This is a genomic window from uncultured Vibrio sp., assembly GCF_947488985.1.
Classification (GTDB): domain Bacteria; phylum Pseudomonadota; class Gammaproteobacteria; order Enterobacterales; family Vibrionaceae; genus Vibrio.
The window spans coordinates 10,896-28,188 of the sequence record NZ_CANLBV010000033.1 but is presented as its reverse complement, the minus strand read 5'-3'; the positions used below and the strand labels follow the sequence as shown (position 1 = coordinate 28,188).

11 protein-coding genes and 1 pseudogene are annotated in these 17,293 nt (G+C 44.8%); 6 read left to right on the top strand and 6 right to left on the bottom strand.

The features are described 5' to 3' along the window. Positions 1 to 134 precede the first annotated feature (134 nt). Both Q1A70_RS09720 and Q1A70_RS09715 read left to right on the top strand, forming a co-directional pair. Positions 135 to 1,964 carry an SUMF1/EgtB/PvdO family nonheme iron enzyme gene (locus tag Q1A70_RS09720; protein ID WP_299689875.1) on the top strand — a complete coding sequence of 610 codons (1,830 nt, stop codon included), beginning with the start codon at positions 135 to 137 and terminating at the stop codon, positions 1,962 to 1,964. 206 nt (positions 1,965 to 2,170) lie between these two features. Further along, positions 2,171 to 2,320, top strand: a pseudogene (locus Q1A70_RS09715) (helix-turn-helix transcriptional regulator); the annotation flags it as partial. A 108-nt stretch (positions 2,321 to 2,428) separates the two neighbouring features. Here the strand turns inward: Q1A70_RS09715 and pdxH are convergent. Then, entirely contained in the window at positions 2,429 to 3,064 is a 636-nt protein-coding gene (gene pdxH / locus Q1A70_RS09710) for a pyridoxamine 5'-phosphate oxidase (protein ID WP_299689878.1), read from the bottom strand. Positions 3,065 to 3,465: 401 nt separating this feature from the next. Here pdxH and Q1A70_RS09705 point away from each other — a divergent pair, with 401 nt between their 5' ends. The 4 genes from Q1A70_RS09705 to Q1A70_RS09690 are packed head-to-tail and all read left to right on the top strand — an operon-like array spanning position 3,466 to position 9,631. After that, positions 3,466 to 4,857 carry an HlyD family type I secretion periplasmic adaptor subunit gene (locus Q1A70_RS09705; protein WP_299689881.1) on the top strand — a complete coding sequence of 464 codons (1,392 nt, stop codon included), beginning with the start codon at positions 3,466 to 3,468 and terminating at the stop codon, positions 4,855 to 4,857. Between the two features lie 56 nt (positions 4,858 to 4,913). Next, positions 4,914 to 5,582 carry a transglutaminase-like cysteine peptidase gene (locus tag Q1A70_RS09700; protein WP_299689884.1) on the top strand — a complete coding sequence of 223 codons (669 nt, stop codon included), beginning with the start codon at positions 4,914 to 4,916 and terminating at the stop codon, positions 5,580 to 5,582. Positions 5,583 to 5,587: 5 nt separating this feature from the next. Further along, positions 5,588 to 7,498, top strand: a complete 1,911-nt coding sequence (locus tag Q1A70_RS09695) for a LapD/MoxY N-terminal periplasmic domain-containing protein (RefSeq protein WP_299689887.1) — start codon at positions 5,588 to 5,590, stop codon at positions 7,496 to 7,498. 18 nt (positions 7,499 to 7,516) lie between these two features. Next, complete coding sequence (locus Q1A70_RS09690; protein WP_299689890.1) at positions 7,517 to 9,631, top strand: type I secretion system permease/ATPase; 2,115 nt, start codon at positions 7,517 to 7,519, stop codon at positions 9,629 to 9,631. 158 nt (positions 9,632 to 9,789) lie between these two features. On the opposite strand, the gene Q1A70_RS09685 is transcribed toward Q1A70_RS09690, so the two are convergent. From Q1A70_RS09685 to Q1A70_RS09665, 5 genes are all read right to left on the bottom strand, one after another. Continuing rightward, a complete protein-coding gene (locus tag Q1A70_RS09685; protein WP_299689893.1) occupies positions 9,790 to 11,460 on the bottom strand; it encodes a FapA family protein in 1,671 nt (556 codons plus the stop codon). Positions 11,461 to 11,525: 65 nt separating this feature from the next. Then, a complete protein-coding gene (locus Q1A70_RS09680) occupies positions 11,526 to 11,735 on the bottom strand; it encodes a hypothetical protein (RefSeq protein ID WP_299689896.1) in 210 nt (69 codons plus the stop codon). A 189-nt stretch (positions 11,736 to 11,924) separates the two neighbouring features. Then, positions 11,925 to 14,087 carry a GNAT family N-acetyltransferase gene (locus tag Q1A70_RS09675; protein ID WP_299689899.1) on the bottom strand — a complete coding sequence of 721 codons (2,163 nt, stop codon included), beginning with the start codon at positions 14,085 to 14,087 and terminating at the stop codon, positions 11,925 to 11,927. A gap of 92 nt (positions 14,088 to 14,179) precedes the next feature. Next, a complete protein-coding gene (locus tag Q1A70_RS09670; protein WP_299689902.1) occupies positions 14,180 to 15,154 on the bottom strand; it encodes a ParB/RepB/Spo0J family partition protein in 975 nt (324 codons plus the stop codon). 5 nt (positions 15,155 to 15,159) lie between these two features. Next, positions 15,160 to 16,377, bottom strand: a complete 1,218-nt coding sequence (locus Q1A70_RS09665) for a ParA family protein (RefSeq protein WP_048660527.1) — start codon at positions 16,375 to 16,377, stop codon at positions 15,160 to 15,162. Between the last annotated feature and the right edge of the window lie 916 nt (positions 16,378 to 17,293).

The following is a 17,293-nucleotide window of genomic DNA, read 5'->3' as shown; positions in this document are numbered from 1 at the left end:
AAAGCTGAATGAACACTCGCCATTTTGTTGATCGTTATAAACTTGTATGGTCATTATAAACAATAGCTGCAGACAAAATGGCGTTCTCGTTTAGAATATTCGATTAACCTAAATTACGATTAAAGTAGCCCAACATGCGCCAAGGTTTTCCTACTCTACTGTTTGCACTCGCTCCCTTCTTAATTAGCCCTGCTGTTTTCGCTGAAGCAACACCACCAGCAATTACATCGTCTGTCAGCGACATTGAAAACTCGCTCTTAGAAAATCGCGCCGATTTAGCAGCTCTCAACAAGAAGGTTGTGGACAAACAGAAGCAACTCGACAGTCAGGTGCTACAATCAACATATCTATCGAAGTTGGTAATGAAGGCGGAACAAAATCTAGAGAGAGCCAAAACGAAACTAGAAAAAGATTACGCGCGCGTAATTGACGAACCTGATTTCGATATTTCTCACTCTACAAATTTATTTAAATCGGCTTCGATATCAATTAAAGAAGCCAAGCTTGCAGCGTCAGACTCTGAACAGAAGCAACAAGGCTTGATGATGGATCTAGAAGCAATTCAAGCAGAGAAAATAGCTACAGAAGCTTCAATCGAAAACCTAAATCAAGACAAGCTAAGAGCAAGAGCCGAGCGACTAAGAAACGAGATCACTCAAACGGAAGAACAAACTATCAGCTTCACTAACCGTTGTAGCAACGACATGACACTGGCGCAGTGTTCTGATCAAACAGTGACCTTGGCGCTTCAAAAAGCGGTAAAACAATTCCAACACAGCCTTGTAGACAACGCGACTGAATCGAAAACAGTGAAAGAGCACTTAGCGTCTGCTTCACTGAACATTCACGTTTTACAGCACAAGATAAAATCCTCAGGCTTCTCTGAAGATAACCGTTACCGAGCGGTGATTGCGACGAGTCTAGAAACTCGTCCAAATGAAAACACTCCTTGTCGCCTGCTGGGCATTCAGTTATCAAACTGTTTCACACAGAGCGATCAACAAGCCAGCGACCAACAGAAAGAAGTCGCTTGGGTTAAGTTGGTGGTTCGATCAAACCAGTACAACGATAAGGTATCGATTAACGGCGTGAACTATGGCAGCACGCCAGTTGAAATCATGCTGCCAATCGGCCAACACATGGTGACGATCGAGAAAGAAGGTTACCTTTCTTTCCACCAAGAGCTGAAAATCGCTCGCGATCACAACCTAAGAGCCGTACTACAAGCTAAACAGAATTCACTGAATGTCGGTACTAAGTTTGCAGATTCTATGGGTAACGACATTCAGAGCCCAGAAATGATTGTGGTTGGATCGGGGCGCTACCTACTTGGTGAAAACAATGCCCAGCAAGTAACCATCAAACAACCTTTTGCATTAGCCGCTACCCCGACTCGTGTTCAAGATTTTAAAGCATTCGTCGAAAGCACTGGCTACCAGACAGACGCAGAACTGATGAACACCTGCGACACCTTCGTCAATGCCGAGATCACCACCATTTCTGACAACGACTGGCAGAGCCCTGGCTTTAAACAAGCAAATAACTCTCCTGTCGTTTGTGTGAGCCAAAACGATGCCAAGGCATACACGCGTTGGTTATCTGACAATACAGGCTTTACCTACCGTTTACCAACACCACAAGAGTGGGAAGCAGCAGCAAGAGCAGGCCAAGACACCAACTTCTGGTGGGGCAACGAATTCCGCTCTGGCAAAGCCAATACAGGTTGGGCAGGCACACCTTGGTCAAACGTCAGCACTTCTCCAGTCAAATCATTCTTACCAACACCTACTGGTTTCTACGACATGGTGGGTAACGTATGGGAATGGACAACCACTCAGAAAGGCTTAGCGAAGGGCGGAGCTTGGAGCTTCTCTCCAGAAGAAGCTAAAGTGTATAACGAACTGAACGTTGCGCCTTCAACCGCAGCCAACTACCTAGGATTCCGAGTATTGCGAGAGCTGTAAGCTCTCCATTACTTACTGGAGTTTTAAAATATTTACTCTAGGTTCTCAATTCTCACATTGAGCAGTGTTTATAGGTGAATTCCCCCCTTATGCATTAGCATTCCTAGTAGTAGATTCGTTGATAGGGTAGTAAGTCACTCTGGGTATCTAACTGATGCTCAGTTTTATTTGCATGACCCTCGTGAATAAAACTTAAAATCTTCTACATGTCGACAAGGCATATTTTGTTTTTGGTCAGCCCCTCTTCAGGCTGCTGGGGCTGCAAAGATACTGACTCGGTCTTCATATACGTAAACCTAGCTTACAACCAACTGATTGTCTTAAAACAGGGCGAAACGTGTACAAGCTTGACTGATTGACGGTTCTGTAAGCCGCATCCAGATGAAAGTACAGACGAAAAAATACCGTTGATGTGAGTCAACACAAAATCAACGGTATCTTTTGATTGGTACAGCAGGTTCGAACTAAGGCGCTAGGCGATCGATGTCCCAGCTGTTGTCTTGGCGTGAGAACAAGAAGCGGTCATGCAAGCGGCGTTCACCACCTTGCCAAAACTCAATACTATCAACGCGTACTCGAAAACCACCCCAGAAAGAAGGCACGGGGATCTCTCCTTTCTCAAATTTCTGCTTAAGCTCTAGATATTTACCTTCTAAGATGCCACGGGCAGAGATACGGCTGCTTTGCTTACTGGCGATCGCCGCCAGTTGACTCTCTTTAGGACGCGATGAAAAGTACTTCATATTTTCCATCGCTGACAACTTTTCAGCCGTACCCGTGATGTGAACTTGTCGCTCAAGTGGGTGCCAAGGGAAATGTAGGCTGATTTTGCTGTTGTGCTCAAGTTGATGCGCTTTACGGCTACCTAAGTTGGTGTAAAAAACAAAACCGTCTTGATCAACATTCTTCAGCAAGACAATGCGTTGATAGGGTTGACCGTTTTCATCAACCGTTGCAACTGTCATGGCTGTAGGATCCGTCAACTTAGCTTCAATCGCTTGCTCAAGCCATAAATTGAATTGCTCAATCGGGTCTGAGGCTAAGTCTTTACGTCTCAATCCACCCTTAGCGTATTCACGACGAATATCTGTCAGTTCCATTTGGTTGTTCCTTTTCATTTTTCTGTGATTTTGCGCCGTAATCTTTTTAAACACAAGCCTAAGCGATGCTTTGCCTAGTTTGAAGCCGATTCTCCTTCATGAAAAGTCATGCAATTAAAATGCAACTCACATCATATTAAAACCACCCTAATTCCGACTACAATGATAAGTAAACTGCGCCAACTTATTTAACCTCCTTTGACATCAAGTATCACCAACCTAGAGAAAAACGCTTGATAACAAGCAAAAAAGACAGCAATACGTCAAAACAAATTTTAAAAATAGATAGGAATCAAAAAATACATAAATTCAATCATTTAAAGGAGCAAATTCTTAACATTCATCAAAAGTAAGAATACACTGAATAGGCTTGCACTTTTATTAAGTAAACAAGGACTGTTATGAGCAAGAAAAGTTTCAGCAAATTGAACGAAACCGAACTAGAGTACGTTGACGATAAGACAGCGGCTCTACTCCTCAATACGCCAACCAGCGCGCGTATTATGCTTTGGATGATTGTTCTATTTTTTATTGCTGCTATTGGCTGGTCCTCTTGGGCTGAGATCGATAAAGTCACCGTAGGTCAAGGCAAAGTCATTCCCTCTTCCCAAATCCAAGTGGTACAAAACCTAGAAGGCGGCTTAGTAAAAGAGATATTGGTCAGAGAAGGTCAACAAGTGAAAAAGGGTCAGCAACTGCTGTTGATCGATGACACTCGATTCCGCTCTGATTTCCGAGAGCGAGAACAACAAGTCGCCAACTTAACCGCCAACGTATTGATGCTTTCAGCTTCGTTTAACAGCGTGGTCATCAACGAAGAGTTTTCTGTAGAAAACTGGAAAAAAAGCGTGATACTCGACTACGGTAAACTCGCCTTTCCGCCCAATTTTTACGAGCTTCAACCTAAACTCGTTAATCGTCAAAAAGCAGAATATCGTCAAGATCTCAATAACCTTAAAAACCAACTTTCTGTATTTGATCAACAAGTCGAACAGAAACAACAAGATCTGATCGAGATTCAAGCGCGGGTCACCAACCTGCGACAAAGTTACCGTTTTGCTCGCAAAGAATTAGAAATTACCGAACCGCTTGCCGACGAAGGCATCGTTCCTAGAATTGAGCTTCTCAAACTGCAAAGGCAAGTGAATGATACTCGCCGAGAAATGACCTCTAGTGAACTCAAAATCCCTCTCCTACGCTCTGCAATCAAAGAAGCCATGCTAAGCCGTATTGATGCCGCACTCAGCTTCCGCTCGGAGCAACAAGAAAAGCTCAACCAAGCGCAAGATAAGCTCTCTGCCATGATCGAATCTGCGGTCGGTCTTGAAGACCGAGTTAACCGTACTGTAGTGGTCTCTCCGGTCACCGGAACCGTCAAAACGCTTGGCATTAATACGGTGGGTGGTGTTATCCAGCCCGGTATGGACATTGTTGAGATAGTACCGACAGAAGACTCGCTATTAGTCGAGGCGAAAATTGCCCCGCAAGACATCGCATTCCTGCGTCCAGAGCTAACCGCTATCGTTAAATTCAGTGCTTACGATTTCACTAAATATGGCGGTCTAGAGGGCGTGCTCGAGCACATCAGTGCCGACACCACGCAAGATGAAGAAGGAAATAGCTTTTACATCGTACGGGTGCGCACCGAGCAGTACAGTTTTGGCCACAACGAAGAGCTGCCGATCATTCCGGGAATGACGGCTTCTGTCGATATCATCACCGGTAAGAGAACAGTGCTTGAGTACATGTTGAAGCCAATACTCAGCGCTCAAAACAATGCCCTAAAAGAGTAAGGATGTTTGATGTCGAGTAGCGTTCATCAGTCAGATAGCCAACAAGAGCAACCGCGATGAAATCTCGGTTTTCGCTATTGTTGCTGGTCCTCACCTCTTTTACCTCTGGCGCGCTGAATAAGAGTGACCAAAGGTGGATAGACGCCGTTTCACAAACCTACGGCGAAAGAGCCGGAAAACGAGTGGCGACATGGCGCTCAAATATGACGTCCTACGCAGGGTTAAGTGAAAAACAGAAGCTGGAGTCCGTGAATCAATTTTTTAACCAGATGTATTTTGTCAATGACATCCGCTTGTGGGGCAAAAACGACTACTGGGCAACGCCATTGGAGTTTTTAGGCAGTAACGCTGGGGATTGCGAAGATTTCACTATCGCCAAGTACTTTTCTTTACTTGAACTGGGTGTTCCAGATAAGAAATTACGTTTGGTGTACGTAAAAGCACTTGAGTTAAACCAATTCCATATGGTGTTGGCCTACTACTCAACGCCCAGTGCAGAGCCGCTTATTTTGGACAACTTAAACCCTGAAATTAAACGTGGTTCTAAGCGTCGAGATCTACGCCCGGTCTACAGTTTCAACGGTAAAAATCTTTGGCTAATGAAGTCAGCAGCAGGCAACGGTAAGCTGGCAGGGAAATCTTCAAGATTGAGTTTATGGAACGACTTACGTTCGCGTGAGCGCTCTCTAAAATTAAACAAACCCATTATCAATTACGATGAGTAGGTACAATGACTTTATATAAACAGCTTGTGGTCGGGATGGTCGCGGTGTTCATATTACTGATGACATCAGTCTTTATGATCGAATTCAATACCACCCGTGGATACCTAGAGGAGCAGCAACGCTCTGAGGTCAGTAATACCATTAATACTGTTGGACTGGCTCTCGCCCCTTACCTAGAGGAAAAGGACAAGGTGGCCGTGGAGTCGGTAATCAACGCCCTATTTGATGGCAGTTCTTACTCCGTGGTTCGATTGATTTTCCTCGACAGCGGTGAAGATATTCTTCGCTCATACCCTGTAAAACCGACCGGTGTTCCGCAATGGTTTACCAACCTTGATCTGTTTGAGCCGGTGCATGATCGTCGAGTGATAACCAGCGGCTGGATGCAACTGGCTGAAGTCGAGATCGTCAGCCATCCAGGCTCTGCCTATGATCAACTTTGGCAAGCATTCATCCGCCTACTGACCATTTTTGGATCGATCTTCGTAATAGGACTGATCTCTATCTCATGGATCCTTAAGCGCGCGTTGCATCCACTGTCTTTGATCATCACGAAAATGGACCAGATCGCGAAGAACCAGTTTGGCGAACCACTGGCTCGCCCAAAAACAAAAGATCTGATCTTAGTTGTTGATGGCATCAACCATATGTCAACTCAAGTTGAATTGGCGTTTAAAAACCAAGCGCGTGAGGCTCAAAAACTGCGAGAGCGAGCGTATATCGATCCAATCTCGCAATTGGGCAACCGCGCTTACTACATGTCGCAGTTAAATCAATGGTTGGAAGAGTCTAGCTTAGGTGGCCTTGCAGTATTACAAGCTCAGTTTATTAGAGAAGAGTACGAAGAGAAGGGCTATCACGAAGGTGATGCTTTAGTACATCAACTGGCGAAGCAGCTACAAGCTTCAATCTCATCACCTGAGATCACGATTGCTCGTATTTCAAGTGACGAATTTGGCTTCATTCTCCCCAATATTGATGAAAGCGAACTCAAGCTTCTCGCGGATAGCATTGTGAATTGTGTGCAAAATCTAGGGTCAGACCCAACCGGAACCGCCAACGCTCAGATTGCACTGGGTGTCACCTACACCAACAGAACTAAGACCAGCACCGAGATTATGTCGTTGGTAGATAATGCACTCTCCAGCGCTAAAGCCAATCGTGAATTAACGTACGGTTACATTATCGCTGACGACCATGGCGCGGTGATGGGTAAACAGCAATGGCTAATGCTGGTCGAAGAAGCGATCATCAACGATTTAGTCACCTTCCGCTTACAAGCTGCAAATAACGCCTTTGGTAAAACGTACCACCAAGAAGTATTCTCTGCGATAGAGAAAGAAGGCGTTCGTTACGGCGCTAACCAATATCTGTACGCGCTCGAACAGCTTGAAATGAGCCATGTTCTCGACCAATACGTCATCGAGAAGATGATAGAAAAACTCGAAGCAAAAGAGGTCACAAGCCCGATTGCAATCAACATTTCACCAAGCAGTATTTCCCAACCAAGTTTCATTCGTTGGGTTGGCACTATGCTCGATAAGCATGCCTCCATCGCTCACCTGCTGCATTTTGAGGTCCCTGAAAACTGTTTCATCAACATTCCGCATTACACCGCACTATTGTGCAGCACAATTCGTAACGCCAACTCTGTGTTTGGTGTCGATAACTACGGACGTAACTTCCAATCTCTGGATTACATCAATGAATATCGTCCGAGCTACGTCAAGCTGGATTACCTATTTACCCACAATCTTGATGATGAAAAACAGAAATTCACGCTGACATCAATCTCCAGAACGGCTCATAACCTTGGCGTCACGACCATTGCATCACGAATCGAAACTCAGACTCAGCTCGATATCTTGTCTGATAACTACGTAGAAGTGTTCCAAGGCTTCATTGTTGATAAATAGTTGTAAGGGTTATATCACATGCAAGATCCACTATTGAACTCACTGATCTACGTTAGCCGATATTATGGCTTAGCCAACTCACCCGAGGCGTTGATCAATGGGTTGCCATTATCAGACGGAAAGCTCACCCCTTTCCTATTCCCGCGCTCTGCTGAGCGAGCCGGATTAGTCGCAAAGGAAAACCGTTCCGACTTAGAAAGTATCCCTCACCTGATCCTGCCTGCCGTTTTATTGCTAAAACAAGGTGAGGCATGCGTTCTTAATAGCATCGATATCGAAAAACAAGAAGCCGAAATCATTACCGCAGAAAGTGGAATGGTGCCGATCAACATTCCGATGGCCGAACTCAAAGCGCAGTTCATCGGCCGTTACTTCTTAGTCAAAAAACAGTTTCGTTATGACGAACGATCACCCGAGGTTCTGAAAACTCGTAAAGGGCATTGGTTTTGGAGTACGATCTGGGAATCTAAAAACATCTATCGCGATGTATTGATCGCATCCATTCTTATCAATGTATTTGCGATTGCTGCGCCGATGTTCACTCGTTTAGTGTACGACAAAGTAGTGCCAAACCTTGCCTTTGAGACCCTGTGGGTGCTAGCGAGCGGTATCTTCGTGGTATTCCTGTTCGACCTGCTTTTAAAATTAATGCGCAGCTACTTCATTGACGTTGCAGGCAAAAAATCCGATATCCTGATCTCTTCCAAACTCTTCAGTAAGGTGCTTGGAATTCGTATGGAAGCAAAGCCTGCTTCTGTCGGTGCTTTCGCCAAGAACCTGCAAGAGTTCGAATCAATCCGTGAATTTTTCACCTCAGCAACCATTGGATCATTGATCGATTTACCGTTTGCTATCATGTTTTTGGCTTTGATCTGGTTAATGGCTGGCAACTTGGTGTTGGTGCCTGTCGTTGGTGTTGTGGTGCTGATCATCTACGCACTGTTAATTCAAGGACCACTGCGCCGTACCATTGAAGAGGGATCTCGGCTCGCTTCTCAGAAGTACGCTAACTTGATTGAGAGTTTGGCAGGGCTTGAAACGGTAAAGTTGTTTAGCGCGCAAAGTCAGTTCCAATTCCGCTGGGAAGAAGCAGTAGCCCACATGGCAAACTGGAACATTAAAAGCCGTCGTATTACTGACAGTATCCAAAATACCGCAGGGTTCGTTCAGCAAAGTACCAATATTGGTATGATCATTTTCGGTGTATACCTGATTGCCGAAGGGGAACTAACGATGGGTGGCTTGATCGCTGCGACCATGTTGAGCGGCCGTGCGATAGGTCCTCTGGTTCAATTGTCACTACTCTCTACTCGTTACAACCAAGCAAAATCTTCCATGACCTTAATTGAGCAGGTGATGTCGATGCCCGATGAACAGGAAGAAGGTAAGCGCTACATTCACCGCCCGATCATTCAAGGCCATATCGAACTCGATAAAGTGACCTTCCACTACCCTGATTCTCCGGTTGCTTCCGTTCGGGATCTCAGCCTGACCATAACACCAGGTGAGAAAGTCGCGATCATTGGTCGTATAGGCTCAGGAAAAACAACTTTAGAGCGCCTTATTATGGGCCTGTACAAGCCCACAGAAGGCCATGTTCGCGTTGATGATACAGATATGGAGCAACTTCATCATGTCGACGTACGACGCAATATAGGCTGCGTACCTCAAGACAGCAACCTGTTCTATGGTTCAGTCCGAGACAACATCACCTTAGGCCACCCTTTAGTCGATGATCGTGATGTGATGGATGCGGCTAACCGTGCTGGCGTAACTACTTTTACCCAGCAAGATCCTGCGGGCTTAGAGCGTCAAGTCGGTGAAGGTGGCGGATTGCTATCTGGCGGTCAACGTCAAGCGGTTGCGATTGCTAGAGCCTTCCTAGGACGCCCTCCGGTATTATTGATGGATGAGCCGACCAGTGCCATGGATAACCGTTCAGAGATGCACATTAAGCACCAACTGAACCAGTTGTTGCCAAGCGAGACCTTGATCCTAATTACACACAAGACTTCAATGCTAGACGTTGTAGACCGTGTGATAGTGATGGAAAAAGGCAGCATTATTGCTGATGGTCCAAAAAATCAGGTGCTGTCAGACCTAAAGCAGGGGCGAGTCAGAGCCGCAGGTTAAGGTGGTAAAACGAGAAAGCGAGGTAGCTTTTATCAATACTCCGTCATGACCACTCAGCAATACGTCACAATCACTATATAAATAGAAAGGGGAGCATCCGCTCTCCTTTCTATTTATTGAATTTTAAAACCAATTAGCTCATATAGAAATATGACGGATTACAACTCCGTGCCCTCTTGTTCGATCTTAAATGCACTCTGAATCTTATATTGATTGAATGAGAAAACAGCGCCACCATGGGTTCGTTTGGTGGTTACCGTTTCATTGCCAAACTGGATAGTAACCCGAGTATAAACCTTTTCATGAACCTCAACGGTGCATTGGTTGAGCTGACTTTTAAACTCAGCTTCAAGCGCTTCAATCTGTGACTTAGTACTTTCAATCGCCTGATTATTTTTTCCCCGTTGTTGTTCAATCTGCTGCGCTTGCTGTTCACAGCGACTCGCTTTAGGCAATCTCTTAAATTCAAGCTCTTGACGGATCACTGCCATTGTTTGCTCTTGAACCTGTTTGTAGATCTCTTTTAGCTCAGCCATCTTTTGTCGGTAGTTGTCATAACGTGCAAACCCATGAACTTTGGTTGCGATATCACCTTCAACACCTAACAAAACACATTCTACTTTGCCACCGACTTTGGCTTGTCCGCCACTGAGCGTGCCATGTTTCTTCATCGTGTCCATAACCGTCAGGTTGTTACCACAACGGATTTCGTTACCCATGCTGTGTACACCAAGTCTAATGTCTTTCGCTGTTTGTAGTTCGGCATTCTGGGCATAGCTTGCGGTAATTGAGCCCTTGGTAAATACCTTACAACTTTTAGGTTCGCCCTCTTTGGTTGTGCAGCCAATAATCCCTTTGGCAACTTTGATATCCCCCTGAGCTTGAACTTCGGCTGATTCAATGAACCCACCGACCGTAATCGAGCCCGTTGCTTTAACTTTCATTCCCGGTTCAATATTCCCAGAAACAAACACATTGCCTTTAAATTTCACGTGACCCGTTGAGACATCAACATTGCTTACACACAAGGCCTCATCGACTTCAATAGTTTGGTTTTTGATAATGGGTAACCCCGGATATGAAGCCAGCAATATATTGGGATCGTCCGGCGAGATGTAGGTGCCCTTACCTGGCTTAATTAAGCCGTCTTGCCCCGGAAGTGGTGGGATAATTTGTCCTTGAACGGTAACACCAGCAATGCCTTTTGTTGCAGGGGTGCGTTTCATCAACGGGTCATTTTGATCGACGGTAATGGTTTCGCCTAGATCCCGCATATCTATCTTGCCTGCATCTTTGCTGCGCGGCTTCAATACTTGGCGAGTAATATCTTCAACCAAAGCCGCAAACGTTGCACCTTTGCCTTTAATGGGTTGCGTCCCTTTAGCAACTGGCTGAGTAAACTTTTCTCCCGGTTTAAGTTTGCCGCTCATCGTCAGTACCTTTCTGAGCGCTAACTTATTTATGCCTTTGGTTATGCCCGCATGAGCCAGGCAGTGAATGATGTCACTACTGCTCAGCGCATTACCGCTATATGCCCCTCGCACCACTAAACTCGCGAGCATCTTATCATCAGACAGTTCGACCGTCACAGTCGCGTCTCGAACCTCAGCAATCAAAATGCCTTGGTAAGCTTCGCTTCTATCTTGTTTAGCAAAAGAGACAAAGCGCAGCACTTCATCTTCCAGTAGGAAATAGTTTGATGCGTTTAAAGTCTCCAAAGCCGACGGCAATGTCTTGTTGTCAAAGCTTGCATCGATCACAAACTCAGGCGGCAGAGTCGCGATCACATGTTGCTTATCTTCTGACAATGTAACAATGTTTTCCCACATTCGAATTGAGTACCCCTAATAACTCAGCTGATATTCAGTCTATATAATTCGTTGTAACCTTAGAATCACAACACCAGAATAATCAGCGGTGCATCACTTACTTTCGACTCGATAAAGATGGCCCATAAATCGAGCTTCGCCATTTTATGATCCAGCTCACCTTTACCGATGCCACGGCAAATACTTTCACGCTCTCTGAATAGAATAATCAACATGGATAAAGGTGGAGTCGCAATATCAGCCAATACAGGCCTTCGACTCGTTGGATTAACCAAGTATGGTCTATCTATAGTGGTAGTGGCAGCAAAGAAACGGGGATGAAGAGACGTGTATTAAAGGAAAGCTTATTAAACAGTTTAGAGGGCAGTTTACAGTGTAAATCCAACATTCTAATTTACACTGTAAATCTAATTTTGGGTGGCAAGTAAGCTTATGGCGGTATGTGAATTTTAAAGTGACCCCGCCTATTTACACTGTAAATTTGATAGTAGGCTAGCGACGTCTTGTCGAAACTGTAACTCTGCTTGTTTACGACCAACAAGACCAAACTGTTCAACACAAGTTCCCCACTCTTTTTGCTGCACCACCTTTGCGATAAGTAACTCCGAAATCGCAGGGTCTTGAACAGCAGAAAACTCAGCGTCACCAGCATGGTTGAGTAGGATTAACTTCAATACGCTGAAGCCGATCGCATCATAACTGTTACCGCCATTAACGTAATTTCTGACTAACTCGATTTCTAATTCACTAACGTCTTGGACACGCTTTGGTAGCAGTGCTCGCACCATATCTGTTTCAAGACCGGCCAAAGAGCCCGAAACCAGAAAACAGTAGCTACGCTCAAAGTGATTTAGAACTTGGTTAATCCAACTTTGGGAGTTTGAATTAAGTGCCTTAACCATCAGCACCGAGTGACAACCACTTGCCTGATCTCGCTGGTGGCCAATGTGTACCGCTTCAAATTCGCTATCGTGCCAGAAAGAGACAAGCTCACTGGTCGCACCGAAGCTTGTCGCCAGATAATCGACTTGGCTATTTTCCGCAGACAACGCATCAAGCATCCAGCGACCAATCCCTAAACCTTGATGACGAATTGAAACAGCGATACGCATAATTCGAAGACAGCGACTCTGCGCCGCTTGCGCGCAGCCAAGTTGGTTTGCCAATAATACAGGGGCGAGATGACCTTTAGGTCTGCGTGTCCCAAGTTGAATTTGCGATATAATTTCGCCATCCAGCTCCCCCTCTTGCGTCACCAACATGCAACCCAAGCATTCGTTTTGCTGCCAAGTTGCGTACAAGCGGATGGCTGGGTTATCAAGAAACTGCATCAAATCGTTTGGCGACGTTTGATAATGCGCATCGACCAGAAGCGAAAAACATTGCTGTAGTTGCTGAGGGTTAGCCAAGCAATCTGTTTTTGATAGTTCGACTAAATTGAGTTTGTTGCTCCCCTTTGCAGAAAAAGGCGCTAACTCATCAGACGCCCCATCACTTGTCGAGCCGTCATTTGACGAACTGTCATTTGACGAACTGTCATTAGCCGATACGTCATGACCAAGCAAGAAACAGTCAAATAACCAGTCTTCGAGTGGATCGTTGTTACTCCAGCGAATCGGCTGTTCGAGCTTAAAACCTCTCCATCCCGGGCGATGCTCAGAAAGCCAAGCTTCAAACTTAATTCCGAACCCTCGCCCACTGCCCTCGTAGCCGTGAACCGTGGTTGAAAAAACCATACGATGATAAATACCGACCATGGATTTAAGCATTGGAATAGGAATCGCAGCCGCTTCATCAACCAATAGCAAGTCACAATCTGGCTTATATTTAAGTAACTCATCAGGTGCGACGAATCTTAAACTACCGCCTTGATGACGAATGTCAGTAGCGTTAACCACTTCGCAAGATTCTAACCCTTGGCTAGCATGAGAAAATACTGGCTCAACCGCTTTTACAGAAGGCGCGCAAACAAGGATATTTATCCCTTTTCGCTCCAGCAAAAGCTGCGCTGCAGCAATACCGAGCGTCGAGCTTTTACCGCGTCCTCTGTCTGCGGTAAGAATCAAAGGACGTTTACGATGTCCTGACTGCACTTTTTTAACTAACTCAATTGCTGCACTTTGTTGTTCAAATTTATCCAATCCGTTTCTAACGGTTTGCTTTTGAGGAAGAGCGAGAGTCGCTTGAACGACATCGCCTACTTCATTATGTTGTGACACAGAGAGCAGTTTATCGAAATGGCGTTTTAGCCAGCGTTGACCAAAACTCTCGCCATCGTCAGAGTCGTCAGCTTTTGGCGGCAACACCAACAACAGCCCACCACCGACTAACGAACCCAGTGCAGCACTAAAACTATTCGCATCAAACTGCGCTCTAAAATCACACACCAAAACTTGGCATTCACGCCCTAAAAGTTGTTGGCCTTTTTTTACTGGCGCATGAGTCACATCATCAAACGGAAAACCGCCAATTTGAAAAATAGTTTGCGCGTTCAAATCTTGAAGGAAGTTAGAAATCGAAAAATTTTGCCAATCAAAGTCGCCATTAAAGACCACGCCGTAACGGTGATCATTATGCAAAGCGATATCAGAAAGTGTATGCAGAAAAGTGTTGGTTGGGTTTGTCATAGTTAGCATCCAGATTGATCTAAACACAGTTTATCACAGCCAAATAAAAAGCCGCATATAGCGGCTTTAGAGTCATTGGATAGTGTGTAAGCTTAATCGAGCTTCGATTGTACGAAGGCGAGGATTTCTTCCATTGTTGCATCATCAACTTTCTTAAGATTCAACGCCAAATTTGACCCCTTACGGCTGTATGATGCGCGGCCTTTAATAAGCTCAACTTTTGGCGATGTTTTAGTTGCTGGCGCAGGTGCTAGTTCAAAAATCCAACCCTCTAACGTTTCTGTCACGTCTTTGGTTAAGCGAGTTACACCTTGAGCTTCGCTACGCTGCCAAACAAAACCTTCTGAAGCATCACACTTAGTCAGTAATGTTTGTTGCTGCTCACGAGTCAGCCCGCCAAATTGCTTGTGTAGTTTAACAATAGTTGGGCGACCAAGGTCACTAACATTTGGATAAGCTTGCAGGAGTTCAAGCGGTAATGCAGCCGCTTTCAACGCACCACTCACCAAAGCTTCACTGCACTGGAACATTTTCGCCAGTGCTTTCTGATCTTCAGCTTCGCCTTTATCCAACTTCGCTTGCATCTCTTTACCCTTCTCGTAAAGAGAAAGCGGCTTATGAGCGTTAGCAACGTCTGATAGGAACTTAGCGTGTTCGCCGTTAATGTTTTCAGCAACATAGATTAAGAACTCTTTGTCGGCCAAAATACACGACATGCGACGACGGCTACCATCAAGCACTTCGATCTTGCCATCTTTGTTCTTACGCCCCACCGCAGGGTACTGCTGACCGCGCTCTTTCAGCGTGGTGAGTACGTCAGAAAGCGCATGTTCATTTAGGAAAGATTGCTCACGCGCATTCTCTTCAAAAACAACCGTTCGAGTCGCCACTTCAGAAGCAGGAATTCGAACCAATTCAAATGAAACCAACTCTTCGCCCGCAACTGAAAGTTCAATCACTTGAGCCTGTTCTTTAGCAGCAGTTTGCGCTTCTTGAGGCGTTGCTACGCGACGTTTGTTTGCTTTACCAAATAGCTTTGCATTTAAGTCAGATGTTTTAATTGCCATTCTTGTTATCCCTGATTAAGTGAAGGCCAGTTGCTGTGTAATACACGCTCTAATTCTAGAGCACTTTTTTGTACTGCGTCTTGAGCGACAGCCAGAGTTTTCTTACCACCTTCGAAGTCGCTAACCGTAAGATCGAAAACGGTGCTGTAGGTATCGGCACAGGTTTCAAAAGCACGACTTCTTGGAATCGTCGCCATCATCACTTGGTCGTTCAACAGGTAGTTCATTTCAGTGAGAACCGAAACCTGCTTCTTGTTGTCATCTTCGAACATGGTTGGCATAAGGCGAACAAACTCAAGCCCTTTCCAATCGTCCGGGAACATCTCGTACACGGTTGGTAAGTGTTGGAAGAAGTTCACCGTTGAAGCCCAATCCAAACGCTTTGCAGCACATGGAATCAGAAGCGCGTTCGACGCGTACATTGCGTTCCACACTAGTGGATCTACGTGCGGGCCGGTATCAATCATAATCACATCAAAATCGTCGGCGATTTTGTCGATAAGCTTCTCTTTAAGAAGACGAACGATATCAAGTGACTGATCTTGAGAGAGGCTTTGCCACGCTTCAGCGTTAAACATCGCATCTTCTGGGAATGCAGAGATTGTCTTTAGGTTTGGATACTGAGTTGGTAAGAGTACGTTTTTGCGAAGAAACTCTAGGTCAACATCTTGGCCTTCAGGCACGTTGTCCAACATGATATCAACGGCAGAATAGATACTGTCATGCTCTGCACCACTGATTTGTGGGTTTAAGAACAGACGTAATGAACCTTGTGGATCCAAGTCAATCAGACAGATACGGTAGCGCTTATCTAAATTCAGAGACAAACAAGCCGCTAGGTGAACCGCCGTCATTGATTTACCTGTACCACCCTTCTGGTTTTGTACGTTGATAATCCAAGGTTTGTTGTCTGCGTGCTGTTTGCGTTGGTGGAACTTTGGCACTTCCGCCGCGTCCATCAGCATGTGAGCTTCAGTCAATGAAATCGAGTAATGATTGGCGTTGTTCTTTGTAAACTGGTGACCATCCGCTTCAAGCTTGGTAATTGCCTCATCCAATTTTCGACGAGTTAAGCCTGAACGAGTCTCCATCATAGCTTTAGACATTGGAGGGAAATGTTCATCACTTCGCTCTTCCAGAATAATCTCAATTCGGTCAGCCTGAACTTGTTGAGTTTGTTCGGCCAGCTGATAGAGCTTATCAATCGTTTGTTCTCTTTTCATTGCCAGTTTCCGTAATGATTAACTAAGTACAAATTGTACAGCGATTAACAACAAACACAACAAAAACATGAACATACATTTATGAGTAAAATCACATAAAATAGACTGTATTTTTACAGTTTGATGAAACAACGACTAAGACAAACACAAAAAGTGACCGTTTTTATCATGCACAACCATGCTATTTCTGGCTTACATTTTAAATGTTACAGTATCACTTATTTACAATGTAAATGCAATTTCAGCAAAGAACCTTCGGAACGATTGAAATACAAGCATAGATTACGGCTCGTGTGATTTGCATTCGAAATTGCGAGCTTTTCAACCAAGAAATAATAGAAAACCAAAAATAGCATCGCAAATACAAAACCACGACAAGATGAAGCGTCACCTAGATAAAAGAGAGTTGAACCTAACACGGAAGAATGATCATGGGATACATCATGCGTAAGAGAATTGATAAGGCGGTATTATGAAGCATGATCAAGGTGTAAACGCATCAATATCGATCCGCATGAGTGACTGTTCGAAATGATCAACTTCCGGAAAAATGATCAAGTAAATATCATTCCGGAAGCATATAATTTAACAGCTAACTTACGGACAAATGCTTTTGCAATGGGGATTCAGGGCCTATAAGGCCTCATTGCTTGGAAATTCAATCTGCACAGACTCAGAATACAGAAACATGACAATTTCATGATCATGCTTCCTAAGTATTGCAGGCCCGCTTTAATGACACTCAAGCCAGCCGTTAACACCGGCTTCAGAACAAATTTTGTACGTAATAGGGTAGGAACGATAGAAAAGGGCACTTACTTGATCATTGTTCCGATAGATAAGCCATCAAATCTATCCACATTGACGAGTTCGAAGTGACTTAACAAACCATGTTGAGTTATGGACTGTGGATAAG

Excerpts from the sequence above, each read along its gene's own strand:
- Q1A70_RS09720 (WP_299689875.1), top strand. The coding sequence starts at position 135 with ATGCGCCAAGGTTTTCCTACTCTACTGTTTGCACTCGCTCCCTTCTTA.
- pdxH (WP_299689878.1), bottom strand. The coding sequence starts at position 3,064 with ATGGAACTGACAGATATTCGTCGTGAATACGCTAAGGGTGGATTGAGA.
- Q1A70_RS09705 (WP_299689881.1), top strand. The coding sequence starts at position 3,466 with ATGAGCAAGAAAAGTTTCAGCAAATTGAACGAAACCGAACTAGAGTAC.
- Q1A70_RS09700 (WP_299689884.1), top strand. The coding sequence starts at position 4,914 with ATGAAATCTCGGTTTTCGCTATTGTTGCTGGTCCTCACCTCTTTTACC.
- Q1A70_RS09695 (WP_299689887.1), top strand. The coding sequence starts at position 5,588 with ATGACTTTATATAAACAGCTTGTGGTCGGGATGGTCGCGGTGTTCATA.
- Q1A70_RS09690 (WP_299689890.1), top strand. The coding sequence starts at position 7,517 with ATGCAAGATCCACTATTGAACTCACTGATCTACGTTAGCCGATATTAT.
- Q1A70_RS09685 (WP_299689893.1), bottom strand. The coding sequence starts at position 11,460 with ATGTGGGAAAACATTGTTACATTGTCAGAAGATAAGCAACATGTGATC.
- Q1A70_RS09675 (WP_299689899.1), bottom strand. The coding sequence starts at position 14,087 with ATGACAAACCCAACCAACACTTTTCTGCATACACTTTCTGATATCGCT.
- Q1A70_RS09670 (WP_299689902.1), bottom strand. The coding sequence starts at position 15,154 with ATGGCAATTAAAACATCTGACTTAAATGCAAAGCTATTTGGTAAAGCA.
- Q1A70_RS09665 (WP_048660527.1), bottom strand. The coding sequence starts at position 16,377 with ATGAAAAGAGAACAAACGATTGATAAGCTCTATCAGCTGGCCGAACAA.